Below are 16,126 nucleotides of genomic sequence, written 5' to 3'. Positions count from 1 at the left end.
ATTACGTGATGCGCGACGCGCGTCCCTCCGGAGATTCCATGCAAACCGTATCGATGCTGATCGGCGGCGAACGTCGCCATTCATCCAGCGGCGCGACCTTCGTGCGCCGCAACCCGCTCGATGGCGAAGTCGCGTCAGAAGCGCCGGCATGCACCGTCGACGATGCGCGCGCGGCGGCCGATGCGGCCGCCCGAGCGTTTCCCGGTTGGGCCGCGCTCGGCCCCGGTGCACGCCGCGCGCTGCTGCTGAAGGCGGCCGCCGCGCTCGAAGCGAAGCACGAGCAGTTCGTCGCCGCGATGGCGGCGGAGACGGGCGCGTCCGCGCTGTGGGCCGGCTTCAACGTGCATCTCGCCGCGAGCGGGCTCGTCGAGGCTGCGTCGCTGACCACGCAAATCGGCGGCGAGCTGATCCCGTCCGACGTGCCCGGTTCGCTCGCGATGGGCGTGCGGCAGCCGGCCGGCGTCGTGCTCGGCATCGCCCCGTGGAATGCGCCGGTGATCCTCGCGACGCGCGCGCTCGCGCTGCCGCTTGCGTGCGGCAACACGGTCGTGCTGAAGGGCTCGGAGCTGTGTCCCGTCACGCACGGTCTGATCGTCGAGGCGTTGCAGGAAGCCGGGCTGCCGCCGGGTGTCGTCAATTTCGTGACGAACGCGCCAGAGGATGCAGGCACGATCGTCGATGCATTGATCGCGCATCCGGCCGTGCGCCGCGTGAATTTCACGGGATCGACGCGTGTCGGCAGGATCGTCGCCGAAGCTTGCGCGCGTCACCTGAAACCGTCGGTGCTGGAGCTCGGCGGCAAGGCGCCGTTCGTCGTGCTCGACGACGCCGACCTCGACGCCGCAGTGGCGGCGGCCGCGTTCGGCGCGTTCGCGAATTCCGGGCAGATCTGCATGTCGACCGAACGCATCGTCGTCGACGCATCGATCGCCGATGCGTTCGTCGCGAAGCTCGCCGACAAGGCCGCGTCGCTGCCGCTCGGCGATCCTCGCCAAGGGCCCGTCGTACTCGGTTCGCTGATCGACACGAAGGCCGTCGAGCGCTGCAACGCGCTGATCGACGATGCGCTCGCGCACGGCGCGACGCTCGTGTGCGGCGGCAAGGCCGACAGCACGCTGTTCCCGGCCACGCTGCTCGACCACGTGACGCCGGCGATGCGCATCTATGCCGAGGAGTCGTTCGGCCCGGTGAAGGGTATCGTGCGCGCCGACGGCGAGGATGCCGCGATCCGTTGCGCGAACGACAACGCGTTCGGGTTGTCGTCGGCCGTGTTCAGCCGCGACGTCGCGCGTGCGATGCGCGTCGCGGCCCGCATCGAATCGGGCATCTGCCACGTGAACGGCCCGACCGTGCACGACGAGGCGCAGATGCCGTTCGGCGGCGTGAAGGACAGCGGCTTCGGTCACTTCGGTGGCAACGCAGGCATCGCGGCGTTCACGGACCTGCGCTGGATCACGGTGCAGACCGCACCGCGCCACTATCCGTTCTGACGAGGCCGACGACGATGAGGATTGCGATTCTGGGCGCCGGCGCGATGGGCTCGCTGTTCGGCGGGCGGCTGGCCGAAAGCGGCGAGGCAGTCACGCTGATCGACGTGAACGACGCGCACCTCGATGCGATTCGCCGTGACGGACTGCGCATCGACGACGATCGTGGTGAACGACGCATCCGTACGTTGCAGGCCGTGCGGCCGGAAGTGGCGAATGCGGATGCGGCCGCATCGTCCGATGCATCGTTCGACTTGCTGATCGTCTTCACGAAATCGCTGCATACGCGTACCGCACTCGACGGCGTGCGCGCGCTGCTTGAGCAGGACACGCACGTGCTGACGCTGCAGAACGGGCTCGGCAACGTCGAGACGCTGAATGCGTTCGTGCCGCTCGAACGCATCCTGGTCGGCGTGACGACGTGGCCGGCCGACGCCGCGGGGCCGGCGCACGTGCGCTCGCACGGCGCGGGCACGATCCGCATGATGACGGCCGACGGCGCGGCGCGCCCGTTCGCGGCGACGGCGGCCGAAACGCTGTCGCGCGCGGGGCTCGCGTGCACGCTGGACACCGACGTATGGGCCGCGATCTGGGAGAAGGTCGCATTCAATGCGGCGCTCAACACGCTGTGCGCGGCGACGGGCTGCACGGTCGACCAGCTCGGCAATCATCACGACGGGCCGCGACTCGCGCTCGCAATCGCGGCCGAGGTGGCCGGCGTCGCCCACGCGAAGGGCATCGCGGTCGACGGCGAACGTATCGCGCACAACGTCGAGCATGCGATCGGCGCGCATCGCGGCCATCGCCCGTCGATGTTGCAGGACGTGCTCGCGGGCCGCCGCACGGAAATCGAAGCGATCAGCGGCAAGGTCGTCGCGGCCGCGCGCGAAGCGGGTGTCGCGGTACCGCACGCCGAGACGCTGCTTGCGCTGGTCCGGCTGATCGACGCACGGATGAACTGAGCATCAGGCTGGCGGCGCGGCTTGCGCCGCACGACGAGACGAGCGCGTCGCGCGCAGGCGACGGCGCCCGATCGCAACGGGTTGGACGAGACACCGGAGCCGGCGCCGATGCGTCGACACCAGCCGCCTGCGCAGCACGAGATCCGGGCACGCGCTACCGCGCCAGCCCGGGCAAATGGAGACGCCATGAACGCCATCGAATGCCGTTGTCTTGCCGCGCGCCGCTCGCGCATGTTGCCGCGTAAGCGCGGTACACGGGAGGTCGCATGAGCACGCGCGACGGATTGCCGCCACCGTCCGTCGACATCGGCGCGACGCTCGACGACGGGCCGTTCACGACGATGCAGCGCTGCGTGGTGCTGCTCGCCGCGCTCGCGATCGTGCTCGACGGCTTCGACGGCCAGCTGATCGGCTTCGCGATTCCGGTGCTGATCCGCGAATGGGGCATCACGCGTGGCGCGTTCGCGCCGGCGGTGGCGGCCGGGCTGATCGGGATGGGCATCGGCAGTGCGTGCGCGGGGATCGTCGCTGACCGCTTCGGCCGCCGCCAGGCCGTGATCGGCAGCGTGTTCCTGTTCGGCATCGCGACCTGCGCGATCGGTTTCGCACCGGACGTCACCGCGATCGCGGTGCTGCGCTTCATAGCAGGCCTCGGGATTGGCGGCGCGCTGCCGACGGCCACGACGATGACGGCCGAATACACGCCTGCGCGGCGTCGCACGATGATGGTGACCGCGACGATCGTCTGCGTGCCGCTCGGCGGGATGCTGGCCGGCCTGTTCGCGCACGAGGTGCTGCCGCGCTACGGCTGGCGCGGGCTGTTCTTTGCGGGCGGCGCGTTGCCGCTCGTGCTCGGCTTCGTGCTCGTGCGTGCGCTGCCCGAATCGCCGCGCTATCTCGCGCGGCGCCCCGCGCGCTGGCCGGAACTCGGCGCGCTGCTCGCGCGGATGGAGCGGTCCGTCGCGCCGGGCACCGCCTTCACCGACATGAGGGACGCACGCACGGCAGGCGGCCGCGGCGGCTTCGGCGCGCTGTTCGCGAGCGGCCACGCGCGCGACACGATCGCGTTGTGGTGCGCGTTTTTCATGTGCCTGCTTGCCGTGTATGCGGCGTTCAGTTGGCTGCCGACGATGCTGGCGGCGAGCGGGCTGAGCGTGTCGGTCGCGGGGACGGGGCTCACCGCGTACAACCTCGGCGGCGTGATCGGTGCGCTGTTGTGCGCGTGGACGATCGCGCACGCTGGGTCGCGCTGGCCGCTCGTGCTGTGCAGTATCGGCGGCGCGGCGAGTGCGGTGTGGCTGATGGGTGTCGATGCGGGCCGCCACACGGGCTGGCTGATCGTCGGGCTCGGCCTGCACGGACTGTTCGTCAACGCGGTGCAGTCGACGATGTACGCGCTCTGTGCGTACATCTACCCGACGGCCGTGCGCGCGACGGGCACCGCGAGCGCACTCGCGTTCGGCCGGCTCGGCGCGATCCTCAGTGCGTTCGCGGGCGCGATCGTGATCACCACGGGCGGCGCCACGGCCTATCTGACGATGCTGGCGATCGCGATGGGGATTGTCTGCGTCGCGCTGCTCGTCGTGCGACGGCATATCCCGCGACTGTCGCGCGCGGCCGTGCAGCCGCGCGAAGGGGAGGAGCTGGCCCGCACGTCGTCGTGACGGCGGGCGGGCCCGGGGGCGAGTGGTGCGTTACAGCGTGGTGCGCACGTGCCAGAGCTCGGGGAACAGCACGACGTCGAGCATCTTGCGCAGGTACGGCGCACCGCTCGTGCCGCCCGTGCCCTGCTTGAAGCCGATGATGCGCTCGACGGTCGTCACGTGACGGAAGCGCCACTGGCGGAACGCATCCTCGAGATCGACGAGTTCCTCGGCCATCTCGTAGAGTTCCCAGTGCTGCTGCGGGTGACGGTACACCTCGAGCCACGCGGCTTCGACCGTCTCGTCGTGCCGGGTCGGCTGGGTCCAGTCGCGCTCGAGCCGCTCCGCCGCGATCGGGAAGCCGCGCCGCGCGAGCAGGCGCACGACTTCGTCGTAGAACGACGGTGCCTCGAGCGTCGCACGCACCTGTTCGAGGATGTCGGGCCGATGCGCATGCGGCTGCAGCATCTGCACGTTCTTGTTGCCGAGCAGGAATTCGAGTTGCCGGTACTGATAAGACTGGAAACCCGATGATTGCCCGAGATACGGGCGCATCGCCGAATATTCGGACGGCGTCATCGTCGACAGCACGTTCCACGCCTGCACCAGTTGTTCGAGGATGCGCGACACGCGTGCGAGCATCTTGAACGCGGGCGGCAGCGCGTCGGTGCGCACCGCGTCGAGGGCGCCGCGCAGCTCGAACAGCGCGAGCTTCATCCACAGCTCGCTCGTCTGATGCTGGATGATGAACAGCATCTCGTTGTGATCGGGCGACAGCGGATGCTGCGCGTCGAGGATCGAATTCAGCGACAGGTAGTCGCCGTAGCTCATCGATTTCGAGAAATCGAGCTGCGCGTTGTGCCAGCCGGCATCGCCGGGCACGTGCGATGCTTCGTGCGCGGCCGGGGCCGCTTGTGCCGAATGCGCGGCGCGTGCGCCCGAGAACGGGCAGCCCGCCGGCGCGTCGCCGCCGGGTGGCTGCATATGACCAGAATTCACGACTCTCTCCAGATTTGAATGACGGGGCGCGGCGCGCGGCTCACGCGCGCCGGGCAAGGCCGATCAGGTCACCGCGCCGCGCTCGGCGAACTCGGGCGCCTTCCACGCGTCGGTGGCGAGGATGTCGCGCAGCGTCTCGACGGCATCCCACACGTCGGCGAAGCGCGTATAGAGCGGCGTGAAACCGAAGCGCAGCACGTACGGCTCGCGGTAGTCGCCGATCACGCCGCGCGCGATCAGCGCCTGCATCACTTCGTAGCCGTGCGGATGCTCGAAGCTCGCCTGCGAGCCGCGCTGGTGATGCGCGCGCGGCGTGACGAGCTTCAGCGACAGGCCCGCGCAGCGTGCTTCGACGAGCGCGATGAACGCATCGGTCAGCGCGAGCGACTTGCGGCGGATCGCGTGCATGTCGGTCTGCAGGAACACGTCGAGCCCGCATTCGACCATCGACATCGACACGATCGGCTGCGTGCCGCACAGGAAGCGTGCGATGCCCGGATCGGGCGCGAAGCCCGGCTGCATCGCGAACGGTGCGCGGTGGCCCCACCAGCCGGACAGCGGCTGCGAGAAGTGCGCGTGATGACGATGCGGCACCCACACGAAGGCGGGCGAACCGGGGCCGCCGTTCAGGTACTTGTACGTGCAGCCGACCGCGCCGTCCGCGCGTGCGCCGTTCAGGTCGACCGGCACCGCGCCGGCCGAGTGCGCGAGATCCCACAGCATCAGCCCGCCGGCGTCGTGCACGAGTTGCGTGACGGCCGGCATGTCGTGCATGTAGCCGGTGCGGTAGTTCACGTGCGTGATCATTGCGACGGCCGTGTCCGCGCCGAGCGCGCCGGGCAGGTCGGCCGGGTCGTCGATCAGGCGCAGTTCGTAGTCGCCGCCGAGCTGCTCGATCAGCCCCTGCGCGATATACAGGTCGGTCGGGAAGTTCGAGCGCTCCGACACGATCACGCGGCGTTCGGGCGCGCGCTCGGCCTGGTGGCGCACCATCGCCGACAGCAGCTTGAACAGGTTGATCGAGATCGTATCGGTCACGACCGTCTCGCCGGGCGCGCCGCCGATCAGTGTCGCGAGCTTGTCGCCGAGACGGCGCGGCAGCGCGAACCAGCCGGCCGTGTTCCAGCTGCGGATCAGGCCTTCGCCCCATTCGGCGTCGATCACCTGCAGCGCGCGGGCGGCCGATGCGCGCGGCTGCGCGCCGAGCGAGTTGCCGTCGAGGTAGATCACGCCGTCGGGCAGGGAGAACTGGTCGCGCAGCGGGGCGAGCGCATCGTCGCGGTCGAGCGCGAGCGCGTCTTCACGGGTCTTGATCATCATGATGTGAGGTCGTAGGTCGGGGTAATCAGGCGGCGCGCGCGGGCAGCGCGCGCAGCACCGCGCGCACGGGGCTCGCGTCGAGCGTCGCGAATTTCAGCGGCAGTGCGATCAGTTCGTAGTCGCCGGGCGGCACATCGTCGAGCACGATGCCTTCGAGGATTGCCATCCGGTGCGCGCGCACGCGGCGATGCGAATCCATCGTCTTCGATTCCTGCGGGTCGAGCGACGGCGTGTCGATGCCGATCAGTTTCACGCCGTGCGCGGCGAGCAGGTCGACGGTCTCCGGCGCGACCGCGCAGAAGTGGCTGTCCCACTCGTCGACGCTGGCGCGCGCACAGGTGCGCAGCAGCACGCGAGGCGGTACGCCGTCGAGCGCGGCCGCGACGTCGGCCGGCTGCACGACCGGCGATGCGCCGATGCAATGGATTACGCGGCACGGGCCGAGGTAGGTGTCGAGGGGCACGGCGCCGATCGGCGCGCCGTCGGCGTCGTAGTGCAGCGGCGCGTCGCAGTGCGCGCCCGTGTGCGGCGACAGCGTCAGGCGCGCGACGTTGACCGGCGAGCCGGCCTCCATCCGCCACACGCGTTCGACGGAAACCGGCGTATCGCCCGGCCATACGGGGGTGGCGGGGCTGACAGGCGGCGAGATGTCCCAGAGGGTGTCCATGGCATGACGATTCGGTGAGTCGGTCCTTCGAATGATAGGTGGACGCTCGTAGAAAGTGCTTGCGAAATAAACATGGACAATCCGCCCGATTGGCAGATAATTCGACTCAGAGGGAAAACGGGGACCAAAAATGCACGCGATCACGCTCGATGCCACCGACTGCCGGATTCTGGCGGTACTGCAGGAAGAGGGCAGAATCAGCAATCTCGACCTGGCGGAACGGATTTCGCTTTCGCCATCCGCCTGTCTGCGCCGCATGCGCCTGCTCGAGGAGCAGGGCGTGATCGAGCACTATCGCGCGTGCCTGAGCCGCGAGAAGCTCGGCTTCGAGCTCGAGGCGTTCGTTCAGGTGTCGATGCGCAACGAAGAGAATCAATGGCACGAGCGCTTCGCGGAAGCGCTGCGCGAATGGCCGGAGGTGGTCGGCGCGTTCGTCGTGACGGGCGAAAGCCACTATCTGCTGCGCGTGCTCGCGCACAACCTCAAGCACTATTCGGATTTCGTGCTGAACCGGCTCTACAAGGCGCCGGGCGTGATGGACATCCGTTCGAACATCGTGCTGCAGACGCTGAAGGATGAAGCCGGCGCGCCGGTCGGGCTGGCGCGCACGGGGGCGATCAAAGCGGTGTAAGGCCGTGGAAGCCGCCGCCGTGGAACACGAGCGGCGGTGCCGTGTCGGATTCCGCGCGCACGCCGCAGCGCTCCACTTCACCGACGAAGATCACGTGGTCGCCTTCGTCGTAGCGGCTGCGGTTGTGGCATTCGAACCACGCGAGCGCGCCGTCGAGCACGGGCATCCCAGAGTTGCCGGCCGCATGCGCGATTCCTTCGAAGCGATCGCCCTTGTAGGTCGAGAAGCGCTTGCACAGGTCGAGCTGCGATGCCGCGAGCACGTTCACCACGTAATGGCTGTTGCCGCGGAACACGGGCGTCGACGCCGATTTGTGCGCGAGGCTCCACAGCACGAGCGGCGGATCGAGCGACACGGAGTTGAACGAGCTGGCGGTGATGCCGATCAGCTGGCCGGACGGTGCGCGCGTCGTGATCACCGTCACGCCCGTGGCGAACTGGCCGAGTGCTTGCCGGAAGGCGGCCGAGTCGAAATCCGGAGGATTGGCGTGGCTCATCGCGCGGCCATCCGGAACGAGACGGGCGGGCGCGGCGCGACGCGGGCAGGGCGGGCACGGCGGACGAAAGGCGACAAGGCGGTCGAGGAGGAAGGGGTGCGCATGGCGCGATTTTAGCGGAATCGGGGCCGCCGGGCCCGGCCGGACGGCGCATTGCGGGGGCAGGGTGACGTAGCGAACACTGCGGCGCGCCGACGGATGCGCAATGGCACGTTGCCGGCACGGCCGTCCTGTCGTGTCGTTCGTGCGGGGCCGCCGCGCCGCCCGGCACCCGTGCTCGACCTCGGCCGCAGGTCTCCCCGCACTATCGCGCCGCCGCCAGACCGAGCGACAACGCGCCCGTCACGATCAGGCTCGACGCCCACACCGCGTCGAGATTGAACCAGCTCCGCGATACGAACTTCAGCCCGAGATAGCGGTACACGAGCCACGCGAGCCCGCCGCCGGCGCCGATCATCGCGATGGCATGCACGGCCGCGACGACGAGCGCCATCCCGAGATGCGCATCGACGAGCGTGGCCGCCGCGCGATGGCCGGCGTCCCGGTCGAGCCCGCACAGCCCCAGGTAGATCGGTACCAGCATCAGCCCCGCGCCATGCGCGATCGCGACCGCGAACGACCACAGGCCGAGCCGCGCGGGCGGAATCCGCGCAAGCGCCCGCGGATGCCGGCGCCGGATCAGCAGCACGGCGCCGAAGCCGATCACGAGCGCGCTCGCGCCGATCCGGATCGCCGTTTGCCACGCGAGCAGCGCGGCGAGCAGCCCGAACGGCAGCATCACCGCGAAGACCGCAAGCGCATGGCCGAGCGCCAGATAGCCGAGCGCCGCGACGAGCGCGCCGCCGCGGCGCGTCATCAGCGCGTTCGACACCGCGAGCGGCCAGCCCATCGCGGGGTTGAGCCCGTGATACACCCCGCTCGCGAGCACGGCCGCCCACAGCGCGAACGGGGCGTGCAAGCCGGTGTTCAACGCTTGACCGACGGATAGCAGAACGAGTCGGTCGAGCAGTCGCCGCCTTCGAGCCGGATCTGGTGCGCGCGATAGCCGTCGGGGAACTCGACCCAGTAATCGTCGGCGAGCGTCAGCCCGCCTTCCGGCCCCACGTGCGCGAGCACCTGTGCGCCCGGCACGCCGTCCGGATAGAACTGGTCGTCCCACGTCGAATAGAGCGAGTTGGTCCAGTACACGCGTTTTCCGTCGCGGCTGATCTCGACCATCTGCGGGCCGCCGGCGAACGTGCGGCCGTTCGAGTGCGGCGCACGGCGCGCGATGCCGCCGATGCGGACCGACCCCGCGAGCACCGGGTTGTGCGGGTCCGACACGTCGTACTGGCGCATCTCGCCGGTGCCCCAGCAGGACACGTAGAGGAAGCGATCGTCGAGCGACAGGTCGATGTCGGTCACGAGCGGCGGCACCGCGCCGAATCCCTTGAGCAGCGGCGGCAGTTCGTCGGCCGCGGCCGGCTCGGCGGGGATCGTCGCGGTTTTCTTCACATGGAACTTGCCGCCTTCGCGCCACCACGTCCAGATCGAGCCTTCGAGATTGGTCGTGTCGACCACGACGCCGACGAACCCGTATTCGCGCGCCGGGTCGTGCGCGGGCCGCACTTCGAGCGCCATCTGGTGCTGCGCGCCGAGATCGATCGTCTGCACGTTGCGACGCGCGCGCAGGTCCCAGAAATGCAGCCGGTGCCCGTATTTGTTCGCGAGCAGGTCCTCGGGCACGATCCCGTTCTCGAATTGCGGCGGCAGCGCCCATTCGCTCGACACCATGTAGTCGCGCGGCAGGTTCCACCAGAAGTCGTAGTGCTTGTCCTGCGGGCCGCGATCGATCTCCCAGCGGCCGAGCACGTCGAAGGTCTCGCAATCCATGATGAAGATGCCGGGCGCGCCGTCGGTGCCGTCCTTGCCCGCGCCGCCGAGCGTGCTCACGTAGATGCCCTCGGGCCCGCAATGAACGGTGTGCGGCCGCGAATAGCCGGTCTTCGAGAAGACCTCGTCGGGCTCGATGATCTTGTGGATGCGCGCCTGCGTCGGGTGCGGCTTCGTGTCGATCACGTAGATGCGCGACGAGCGCAGGCCGGGGATGATCAGGAAGCGGCGTTCGAGGAACGCATGGCCGGTCAGCGGCGACAGCGACGACGAACAGGCATTCCAGCCGAAGTGGTGAAACTCGTCGCCGGTGTTCGGCATCGTCACCGTGTGCACGATTTTTCCGTAGGTCGACGAGCCGGGCTTCACGTCGATCACGGCGAGCGCGTCGGGTCTGGAAAAATCGGGGCTCAGCAACAACGTATAGGCAAACGCTTCGGGCGGCGCCTGCATCGCAAGTTCCGGCGAAGCGTGAAAAGTCGGGTCAGGCCGCATGCTCATGGTGATGCCCTCTCGATGGTGTCGGATCGTGGTCGCACGGCCGTTCGTCGTGGGCGTGCGAATCCGGGTTGCCGCACGGCGCGCATCACGCCGGCGGGAGCGATCGGCAGGCGGATGCACGCGTCGGTGAGCGTGCGACGCCGTGCATCAGATCGTGAAAGCGGAAAGACGCGGTGTGCCGGATCGCCGAACGCGGAGCGAGGCGGATGCGCGGCAAGGGGGTGATGCGATCGAAGCCGCGGCCCGCGACGCGGCGACGTCCGGGCGAGTGACGCGGGTGATGTCTGTTAAGGCATGCATAGCGATGTTCCGGCAGATGATGTTTGCATCAGGGTCGGGCATGCATCGGGTGCGTTGCGCGAGACAGCAGGTTTGCCGCCGCGCTCGCGCGTGCCTAAGTGTAGTCGAGAAAACGGGCGGCCGGTCGCGCGCGGCACCTGTGCGCTCTGTCAGGTTCGCGCGCGAGTGAGATACTTGCCGAAGTGCCGTTGCGACCCGCACGCGGGTGGGCAGCGGCGAGACGGAACGGTGGCGCCGGCAGATGCGCGCCGGCTACCGACATCAACGAGGGACTGATTTCATGGTGAACGAGATGCTTGAAACGGCGACATTGGGAGGCGGGTGTTTCTGGTGCACGGAGGCGGTGTTTCTCGACGTCGACGGCGTGACGGCCGTCCAGTCGGGCTACGCGGGCGGCCATACGCGCAATCCCGGCTATCGCGACATCTGCGAGGGCGATACGGGCCACGCGGAAGTCGTCAACGTGACGTTCGATCCGGCACGCATCGGCTATCGCGAGATCCTCGAGATCTTCTTCGCGACGCACGATCCGACCCAGTTGAACCGGCAAGGCAACGACGTCGGCACGCAGTACCGTTCGGTCGTGTTCACCCATTCGGACGCACAGCGCGACACGGCGCTCGACGTGATCCGCGAACTGGAGCGCGAGCAGGTGTTCGGGCAGCCGATCGTCACGCAGGTCGCGCCGCTCGACGACAACTACTGGCCGGCCGAGGATTATCACCAGAACTACTATGCGCGTAACCCGGGGCAGGGCTACTGCTCGGTCGTGATCGGGCCGAAGCTCGCGAAATTCCGTCAGAAGTTCTCGCACCGCCTGAAGTCGCTGCGCGGCGCGTAAGCGCGACCACGTCCGGCGCGAGCCGGTATCAGGCGGGTATCAAGCCGCCTCGTTGCGCCACTGCGCGCACGCGGCGGCGATCTCGCGCGCAAGCGCGATGCACGACAGCGGCGCGGAGCCTTCCGCCTTGTTGTTGATCGTGATGATCACCGGCTGCCCGGCCAGCGCATAGCGCGCGGCCAGTTCGGCGAGCGCCGAGCGCGTGGCCGGATCCTCGTCGACGAGCTTGTCGAACGGCTCGTACTTCGCTTTCGCCTGTTCATACTTGAAGCCGCCGTGCAGGCTCCAGCGCACGATTAGCGGGCCCGGCGCGTCGCCGTCGAGCAGCGCGAGCGCGGCCGCCTGGCGCAGCGGGTCGGGCATCCGCGCGTGCAGGCCGACGCAGTAGCGCACGCCGAGCGCGGCGAGCGCGCGGATGAAGCGCGGCGTGAGCAGGCTCGCGTCGCGAATCTCGATCGCGTAGCGGGTGCAGTCGGCTTCCGGCGGCAGCGGCGGCAGCGCCGCGAAGAACGCGGCGAGCCGGTCGATCAGTTCGGCCGGCTGCGCGAGCAACGGGTCGGGCAGTGGCGAGAACTGGAACACGAGCACGCCGGCTTTCCGGCCGAGCCCTTCGACGCACGGCTGCACGAATTCCCGGGTGGCGAGATCCGCGTCGAGGAAGGTCGGGTTCGGTCCCGACGGTTCGCCGCGCCGGCCGCGGATCACCGCGTCGGTCACGGAAGCCGGCGCCTTCACGACGAAGCGGAAATCGTCGGGCACCTGCTGCGCGTAGCGCAGGTAGTCGGCCACCGACAGCGGGCCGTAGAACGACCGGTCGAGGCTCACGCTCTTCAGCAGCGGATGCGCGCCGTACGCTTCGAGCCCTTCGCGCGAGAGTTTCGTCTGAGCAAAATCGCCGTCGTAGACGATGCCGTCCCAGCCCGGGAAGGTCCACGACGACGTGCCGAGCCGGACGTTCGGCGGCAGGCCGGCCGCTGCGTCGGCCACATCCGGCGCGATCGGCGCGGGCAGCACGCCGCGCCGGCGCCGGCCTTTCTTCGGCGGCTCAGCGGGCGGGGACGGCTCGTCCCACAGCAGGCCGGAAGCGGCGGGCGGTGTTTCGTCGGAAGAACGGGGGTGGGTGCGGATGCGCGGTACCGGCTGCGCGTCGTCAGGCGCGTCCGGGTTCACCTGTCCGTCTGAATCGGCAGGCGGGCCATCGTTGTCGGGCGACGCGCGTGCAGTGTCGGCCGGCACGCCGAACAGGTCGAATTGCCCGTCGGCGTGCGGCGCGTCCGCATCGTCGTGCTCTCGTCGTTCCGGCGGCGCCTTGCGCCGCGTCCTGCCGTCACCCATGCATGCCCAGCGTGAAGCGCCGCCTAGCGCGGCAGCGCGTGTTCGTACATATAGCGCCGCGACCACGGCAGCGTTTTCGCGCTCTGCCCGGCCTTGCGGCACACGATCTGGAAGATCGACACGTCGTCGTGCTCGAATGCATACGCGCAGCCGGCGAGATACACGCGCCAGATACGGAATTTTTCGTCGTCGACGAGTTGTCGCGCGGCGTCGGCCTTCGCCTCGAAGTTTTCCGTCCAGATATCGAGCGTGCGCGCATAGTGCCGCCGCAGGCTTTCGACGTCAATCGCTTCGAGGCCGCCGCGCTGTGCGGCTTCCAGCGCGAGGCTGATGTGCGGCAGTTCGCCGTCCGGGAACACGTAGCGGTCGATGAACTCGCCGCCGCCGAGCGCCGTCTCGCCGCTTTCCGCGTCGGTGGACGTGATGCCGTGGTTCATCGCGATGCCGTCGTCGGCGAGCAGGTCGTGGATGCGCGAGAAATAGAGCGGCAGGTTCTTGCGCCCGACGTGCTCGAACATCCCGACGCTCGTGATGCGGTCGAACTGGCCGTCGATCTCGCGGTAGTCCTGCAGCCGGATCTCGATCCTGTCTTCCAGCCCGGCGGCCTTCACGCGCGCGGTTGCCAGGTCGAACTGGTTCTGCGACAGCGTGACGCCGAGGCACTGCGCGCCGAACTTCTGCGCGGCGCGCAGCACGAGCGCGCCCCAGCCGCAGCCGATGTCGAGCAGGCGCTGGCCGGGCTGAAGCCGGATCTTGGTGAGGATGTGGTCGATCTTCTTGATCTGCGCGGTGGCGAGATCCTCGTCGCCGTTCTCGAAGTACGCGCACGAGTACACCATGTTCTCGTCGAGCCACAGCTTGTAGAACTCGTTCGAGACGTCGTAGTGATACTGGATCGCCTTCTTGTCGGTGCTCTTCGAGTGATTGAAGTAGCGCTTCACGCGCGCCAGCTTGCTCGCGCTCGTCACCGTGCTGCGCGCGAGCGAGTAGCCGATGTTGATGATGTCCGACAGCTTGCCCTCGATGTCGATCTTGCCCTTCACGTACGCCTCGCCGAGATTGTCGAGGCTCGGTTCGAGCAGGAGCGGCAACGCCGACGCGCTGTTGACCTTCAGCGTGACCTGCGGCGCGCTGAAGGTGCCGAAATCGAGTTGATCGCCGTTCCACAGCACGAGGCGCGCCGGTATGTTCGCTTTCGCCCGTACTTCGTCCGCCCACTGTGCCAGCTTCTTTTCCCAGAACATTTGGATTCTCCGTTTGTTCGTTGAATCGAATACAGCCAAGTATCTTGACCGGCGCCCGCCGCTTGCGAGGCGGGCGCCCGGATGCAACACGAGACACGACCGGCGTGCGCCGGCGCCGCGCTTAAGGCGACAGGCGCGAAATCGACCAGCCGTGCGACGTACCGGCGTCGCGCGTGTAGAGCAGGCGGTCGTGCAGCCGCGACGGGCGGCCCTGCCAGAACTCGATCGAGTCGGGCACGAGGCGGTAGCCGCCCCAGTGAGGCGGGCGCGGCGGGTTGTCGCCGTAGCGTTCGCTGACGGCCTTTTCCTGCGCTTCGAGCGTCGCGCGGCTGTCGATCACCGCGCTCTGCTCCGACGCCCAGGCGCCGATGCGCGAGCCGAGCGGGCGCGACGCGAAATAGCGGTCGCTTTCTTCCGCGCTGGTTTTCTCGATCCGGCCTTCGATGCGCACCTGGCGCTCGAGCTCGATCCAGTAGAACAGCAGCGCGGCCTGCGGGTGCGCGGCAAGATCGCGCCCCTTGCGGCTTTCGTAATTGGTAAAGAAGACGAACCCGCGTTCGTCGACGCCCTTGATGAGCACGATGCGTGCCGACGGCCGGCCGTCGTCGCCTACCGTCGCGAGCGTCATCGTGTTCGGCTCGGGCAGCTTGGCGGCGAGCGCCTCCTTGAACCAGCGGTCGAACTGGGCGAAGGGGTCGTGGGCGACGTCGGCTTCGTCGAGCGAAGCACGTGAGTAATTGATGCGGAGATCGGCGAGAGTCGTCATGTTATGCAAACGCTTCAATCTGGAACCATTGTAGCCAACGCGCATGAAACGTGCGTGCACAGTGGCGCTTGCGAGCGAGGAGTTCAGGCAAAATAGAGGGCTGCACGACTTACGTTTTCCTTGCTGCCATGTCCGTCGCCGACGCTGCCCCGCCCAGTTCCTCTGATCTTACCCCGACCCCGGAAATCCAGCTTGACGTGGATCGCGCGCGGCGTTTCGGCGGCGTGGCGCGCCTGTACGGCGCGCCGGCCGCCGCCGCGTTCGAGCGCGCGCACGTCGCGGTGATCGGAATCGGCGGCGTCGGGTCGTGGGTGGCCGAGGCGCTCGCGCGCAATGCGGTCGGCACGCTGACGCTGATCGACCTCGACAATGTCGCCGAAAGCAATACGAACCGGCAGATCCACGCGCTCGACGGCAATTACGGCAAGCCGAAGGTCGACGCGATGGCCGAGCGGATCGCGCTGATCGATCCCGCGTGCCGCGTGAACCGGATCGAGGATTTCGTCGAGCCCGACAACTTCGACGCGCTGCTCGGTGGCGGCTTCGACTACGTGATCGACGCGATCGACAGCGTGCGCACGAAGGTCGCGCTGATCGCGTGGTGCGTCGCGAAGCGCCAGCCGCTCGTCGTGGTTGGCGGGGCGGGCGGCCAGCTCGACCCGACGCGCATCCGGATCGACGATCTCGCGCTGACGATCCAGGATCCACTGCTGTCGAAAGTGCGCGCGCAATTGCGCAAGCAGCACGGTTTTCCGCGCGGGCCGAAGGCGCGTTTCAAGGTCAGCGCCGTGTATTCGGACGAGCCGCTGATCTATCCGGAAGCGGCCGCCTGCGACCTCGAGGACGGCGCCGAGCCGTCCGCGGCCGCGCACGTCGCGGGGCTCAACTGCGCAGGGTTCGGTTCGAGCGTGTGCGTGACCGCGAGCTTCGGCTTCGCGGCCGCCGCGCATGCGCTGCGCGCGATCGCGGCGCAGGCCGCCGGCTGAGCCGCTGTACACCGCGGTCGTCGAGGAATGCTGCGGCGCGTGGTGATCCGGCAGCCGGGCCGTTGCAGCCCGGCCG

General features: G+C 68.6%; 15 protein-coding genes. 6 read left to right on the top strand and 9 right to left on the bottom strand.

Going from position 1 to position 16,126, the window contains the following annotated elements:
* Positions 1-38 precede the first annotated feature (38 nt).
* From LXE91_RS01775 to LXE91_RS01765, 3 genes are all read left to right on the top strand, one after another.
* Positions 39-1,490, top strand: coding sequence for an aldehyde dehydrogenase (locus LXE91_RS01775; protein ID WP_039368353.1), 1,452 nt, complete (start codon positions 39-41; stop codon positions 1,488-1,490).
* A 14-nt stretch (positions 1,491-1,504) separates the two neighbouring features.
* Entirely contained in the window at positions 1,505-2,449 is a 945-nt protein-coding gene (locus LXE91_RS01770; protein ID WP_039368350.1) for a ketopantoate reductase family protein, read from the top strand.
* A 266-nt stretch (positions 2,450-2,715) separates the two neighbouring features.
* Entirely contained in the window at positions 2,716-4,113 is a 1,398-nt protein-coding gene (locus tag LXE91_RS01765) for an MFS transporter (RefSeq protein ID WP_039368346.1), read from the top strand.
* A 30-nt stretch (positions 4,114-4,143) separates the two neighbouring features.
* Here the strand turns inward: LXE91_RS01765 and kynA are convergent, their stop codons facing one another.
* The 3 genes from kynA to kynB all read right to left on the bottom strand — a co-directional run bounded on the left by kynA (position 4,144) and on the right by kynB (position 7,078).
* Entirely contained in the window at positions 4,144-5,076 is a 933-nt protein-coding gene (gene kynA, locus LXE91_RS01760; RefSeq protein WP_039368343.1) for a tryptophan 2,3-dioxygenase, read from the bottom strand.
* Positions 5,077-5,154: 78 nt separating this feature from the next.
* Positions 5,155-6,408 carry a kynureninase gene (kynU, locus tag LXE91_RS01755; RefSeq protein WP_220497516.1) on the bottom strand — a complete coding sequence of 418 codons (1,254 nt, stop codon included), beginning with the start codon at positions 6,406-6,408 and terminating at the stop codon, positions 5,155-5,157.
* Between the two features lie 28 nt (positions 6,409-6,436).
* Positions 6,437-7,078 (bottom strand): arylformamidase, encoded by a 642-nt coding sequence (kynB, locus tag LXE91_RS01750; protein WP_039368336.1) that lies wholly within the window; start codon positions 7,076-7,078, stop codon positions 6,437-6,439.
* Positions 7,079-7,208: 130 nt separating this feature from the next.
* Between kynB and LXE91_RS01745 the strand changes: the two genes are divergently transcribed.
* Entirely contained in the window at positions 7,209-7,709 is a 501-nt protein-coding gene (locus LXE91_RS01745; RefSeq protein WP_006477992.1) for an Lrp/AsnC family transcriptional regulator, read from the top strand.
* Here the strand turns inward: LXE91_RS01745 and LXE91_RS01740 are convergent.
* The 3 genes from LXE91_RS01740 to LXE91_RS01730 form a co-directional block, all read right to left on the bottom strand.
* The gene (locus LXE91_RS01740) at positions 7,696-8,205 is read right to left on the bottom strand and encodes a flavin reductase family protein (RefSeq protein ID WP_039368331.1); all 510 of its coding nucleotides are present in this window, start codon (positions 8,203-8,205) and stop codon (positions 7,696-7,698) included. The two genes, LXE91_RS01745 and LXE91_RS01740, sit on opposite strands and share 14 nt — an antisense overlap.
* A gap of 304 nt (positions 8,206-8,509) precedes the next feature.
* Positions 8,510-9,175, bottom strand: a complete 666-nt coding sequence (locus LXE91_RS01735) for a hypothetical protein (protein WP_039368328.1) — start codon at positions 9,173-9,175, stop codon at positions 8,510-8,512.
* A complete protein-coding gene (locus tag LXE91_RS01730; protein ID WP_039368326.1) occupies positions 9,172-10,578 on the bottom strand; it encodes a selenium-binding protein SBP56-related protein in 1,407 nt (468 codons plus the stop codon). The genes LXE91_RS01735 and LXE91_RS01730 overlap by 4 nt, the downstream gene beginning before the upstream one ends.
* A 580-nt stretch (positions 10,579-11,158) precedes the next feature.
* Here LXE91_RS01730 and msrA point away from each other — a divergent pair.
* Positions 11,159-11,719, top strand: coding sequence for a peptide-methionine (S)-S-oxide reductase MsrA (msrA, locus tag LXE91_RS01725; RefSeq protein WP_039368324.1), 561 nt, complete (start codon positions 11,159-11,161; stop codon positions 11,717-11,719).
* 39 nt (positions 11,720-11,758) lie between these two features.
* On the opposite strand, the gene LXE91_RS01720 is transcribed toward msrA, so the two are convergent.
* From LXE91_RS01720 to pdxH, 3 genes are all read right to left on the bottom strand, one after another.
* Entirely contained in the window at positions 11,759-13,054 is a 1,296-nt protein-coding gene (locus tag LXE91_RS01720) for a DUF72 domain-containing protein (RefSeq protein WP_039368322.1), read from the bottom strand.
* A 23-nt stretch (positions 13,055-13,077) separates the two neighbouring features.
* Positions 13,078-14,298 (bottom strand): SAM-dependent methyltransferase, encoded by a 1,221-nt coding sequence (locus LXE91_RS01715; RefSeq protein WP_039368320.1) that lies wholly within the window; start codon positions 14,296-14,298, stop codon positions 13,078-13,080.
* Positions 14,299-14,419: 121 nt separating this feature from the next.
* Positions 14,420-15,064, bottom strand: a complete 645-nt coding sequence (gene pdxH, locus LXE91_RS01710; RefSeq protein WP_039368316.1) for a pyridoxamine 5'-phosphate oxidase — start codon at positions 15,062-15,064, stop codon at positions 14,420-14,422.
* Positions 15,065-15,192: 128 nt separating this feature from the next.
* Here pdxH and LXE91_RS01705 point away from each other — a divergent pair, with 128 nt between their 5' ends.
* Complete coding sequence (locus LXE91_RS01705) at positions 15,193-16,050, top strand: tRNA threonylcarbamoyladenosine dehydratase (RefSeq protein WP_039368313.1); 858 nt, start codon at positions 15,193-15,195, stop codon at positions 16,048-16,050.
* Positions 16,051-16,126: the final 76 nt, after the last annotated feature.

It is taken from the genome of Burkholderia contaminans, assembly GCF_029633825.1.
Taxonomy (GTDB): domain Bacteria; phylum Pseudomonadota; class Gammaproteobacteria; order Burkholderiales; family Burkholderiaceae; genus Burkholderia; species Burkholderia contaminans.
This window is presented reverse-complemented; position numbering and strand designations above follow the sequence as displayed.

What these genes read in the sequence shown, in the direction of transcription:
- LXE91_RS01775 (WP_039368353.1), top strand. Translation starts at nt 39, where the DNA reads ATGCAAACCGTATCGATGCTGATCGGCGGCGAACGTCGCCATTCATCC.
- LXE91_RS01770 (WP_039368350.1), top strand. Translation starts at nt 1,505, where the DNA reads ATGAGGATTGCGATTCTGGGCGCCGGCGCGATGGGCTCGCTGTTCGGC.
- LXE91_RS01765 (WP_039368346.1), top strand. Translation starts at nt 2,716, where the DNA reads ATGAGCACGCGCGACGGATTGCCGCCACCGTCCGTCGACATCGGCGCG.
- kynA (WP_039368343.1), bottom strand. Translation starts at nt 5,076, where the DNA reads ATGCAGCCACCCGGCGGCGACGCGCCGGCGGGCTGCCCGTTCTCGGGC.
- kynU (WP_220497516.1), bottom strand. Translation starts at nt 6,408, where the DNA reads ATGATCAAGACCCGTGAAGACGCGCTCGCGCTCGACCGCGACGATGCG.
- kynB (WP_039368336.1), bottom strand. Translation starts at nt 7,078, where the DNA reads ATGGACACCCTCTGGGACATCTCGCCGCCTGTCAGCCCCGCCACCCCC.
- LXE91_RS01745 (WP_006477992.1), top strand. Translation starts at nt 7,209, where the DNA reads ATGCACGCGATCACGCTCGATGCCACCGACTGCCGGATTCTGGCGGTA.
- LXE91_RS01740 (WP_039368331.1), bottom strand. Translation starts at nt 8,205, where the DNA reads ATGAGCCACGCCAATCCTCCGGATTTCGACTCGGCCGCCTTCCGGCAA.
- LXE91_RS01730 (WP_039368326.1), bottom strand. Translation starts at nt 10,578, where the DNA reads ATGAGCATGCGGCCTGACCCGACTTTTCACGCTTCGCCGGAACTTGCG.
- msrA (WP_039368324.1), top strand. Translation starts at nt 11,159, where the DNA reads ATGGTGAACGAGATGCTTGAAACGGCGACATTGGGAGGCGGGTGTTTC.
- LXE91_RS01720 (WP_039368322.1), bottom strand. Translation starts at nt 13,054, where the DNA reads ATGGGTGACGGCAGGACGCGGCGCAAGGCGCCGCCGGAACGACGAGAG.
- LXE91_RS01715 (WP_039368320.1), bottom strand. Translation starts at nt 14,298, where the DNA reads ATGTTCTGGGAAAAGAAGCTGGCACAGTGGGCGGACGAAGTACGGGCG.
- pdxH (WP_039368316.1), bottom strand. Translation starts at nt 15,064, where the DNA reads ATGACGACTCTCGCCGATCTCCGCATCAATTACTCACGTGCTTCGCTC.
- LXE91_RS01705 (WP_039368313.1), top strand. Translation starts at nt 15,193, where the DNA reads ATGTCCGTCGCCGACGCTGCCCCGCCCAGTTCCTCTGATCTTACCCCG.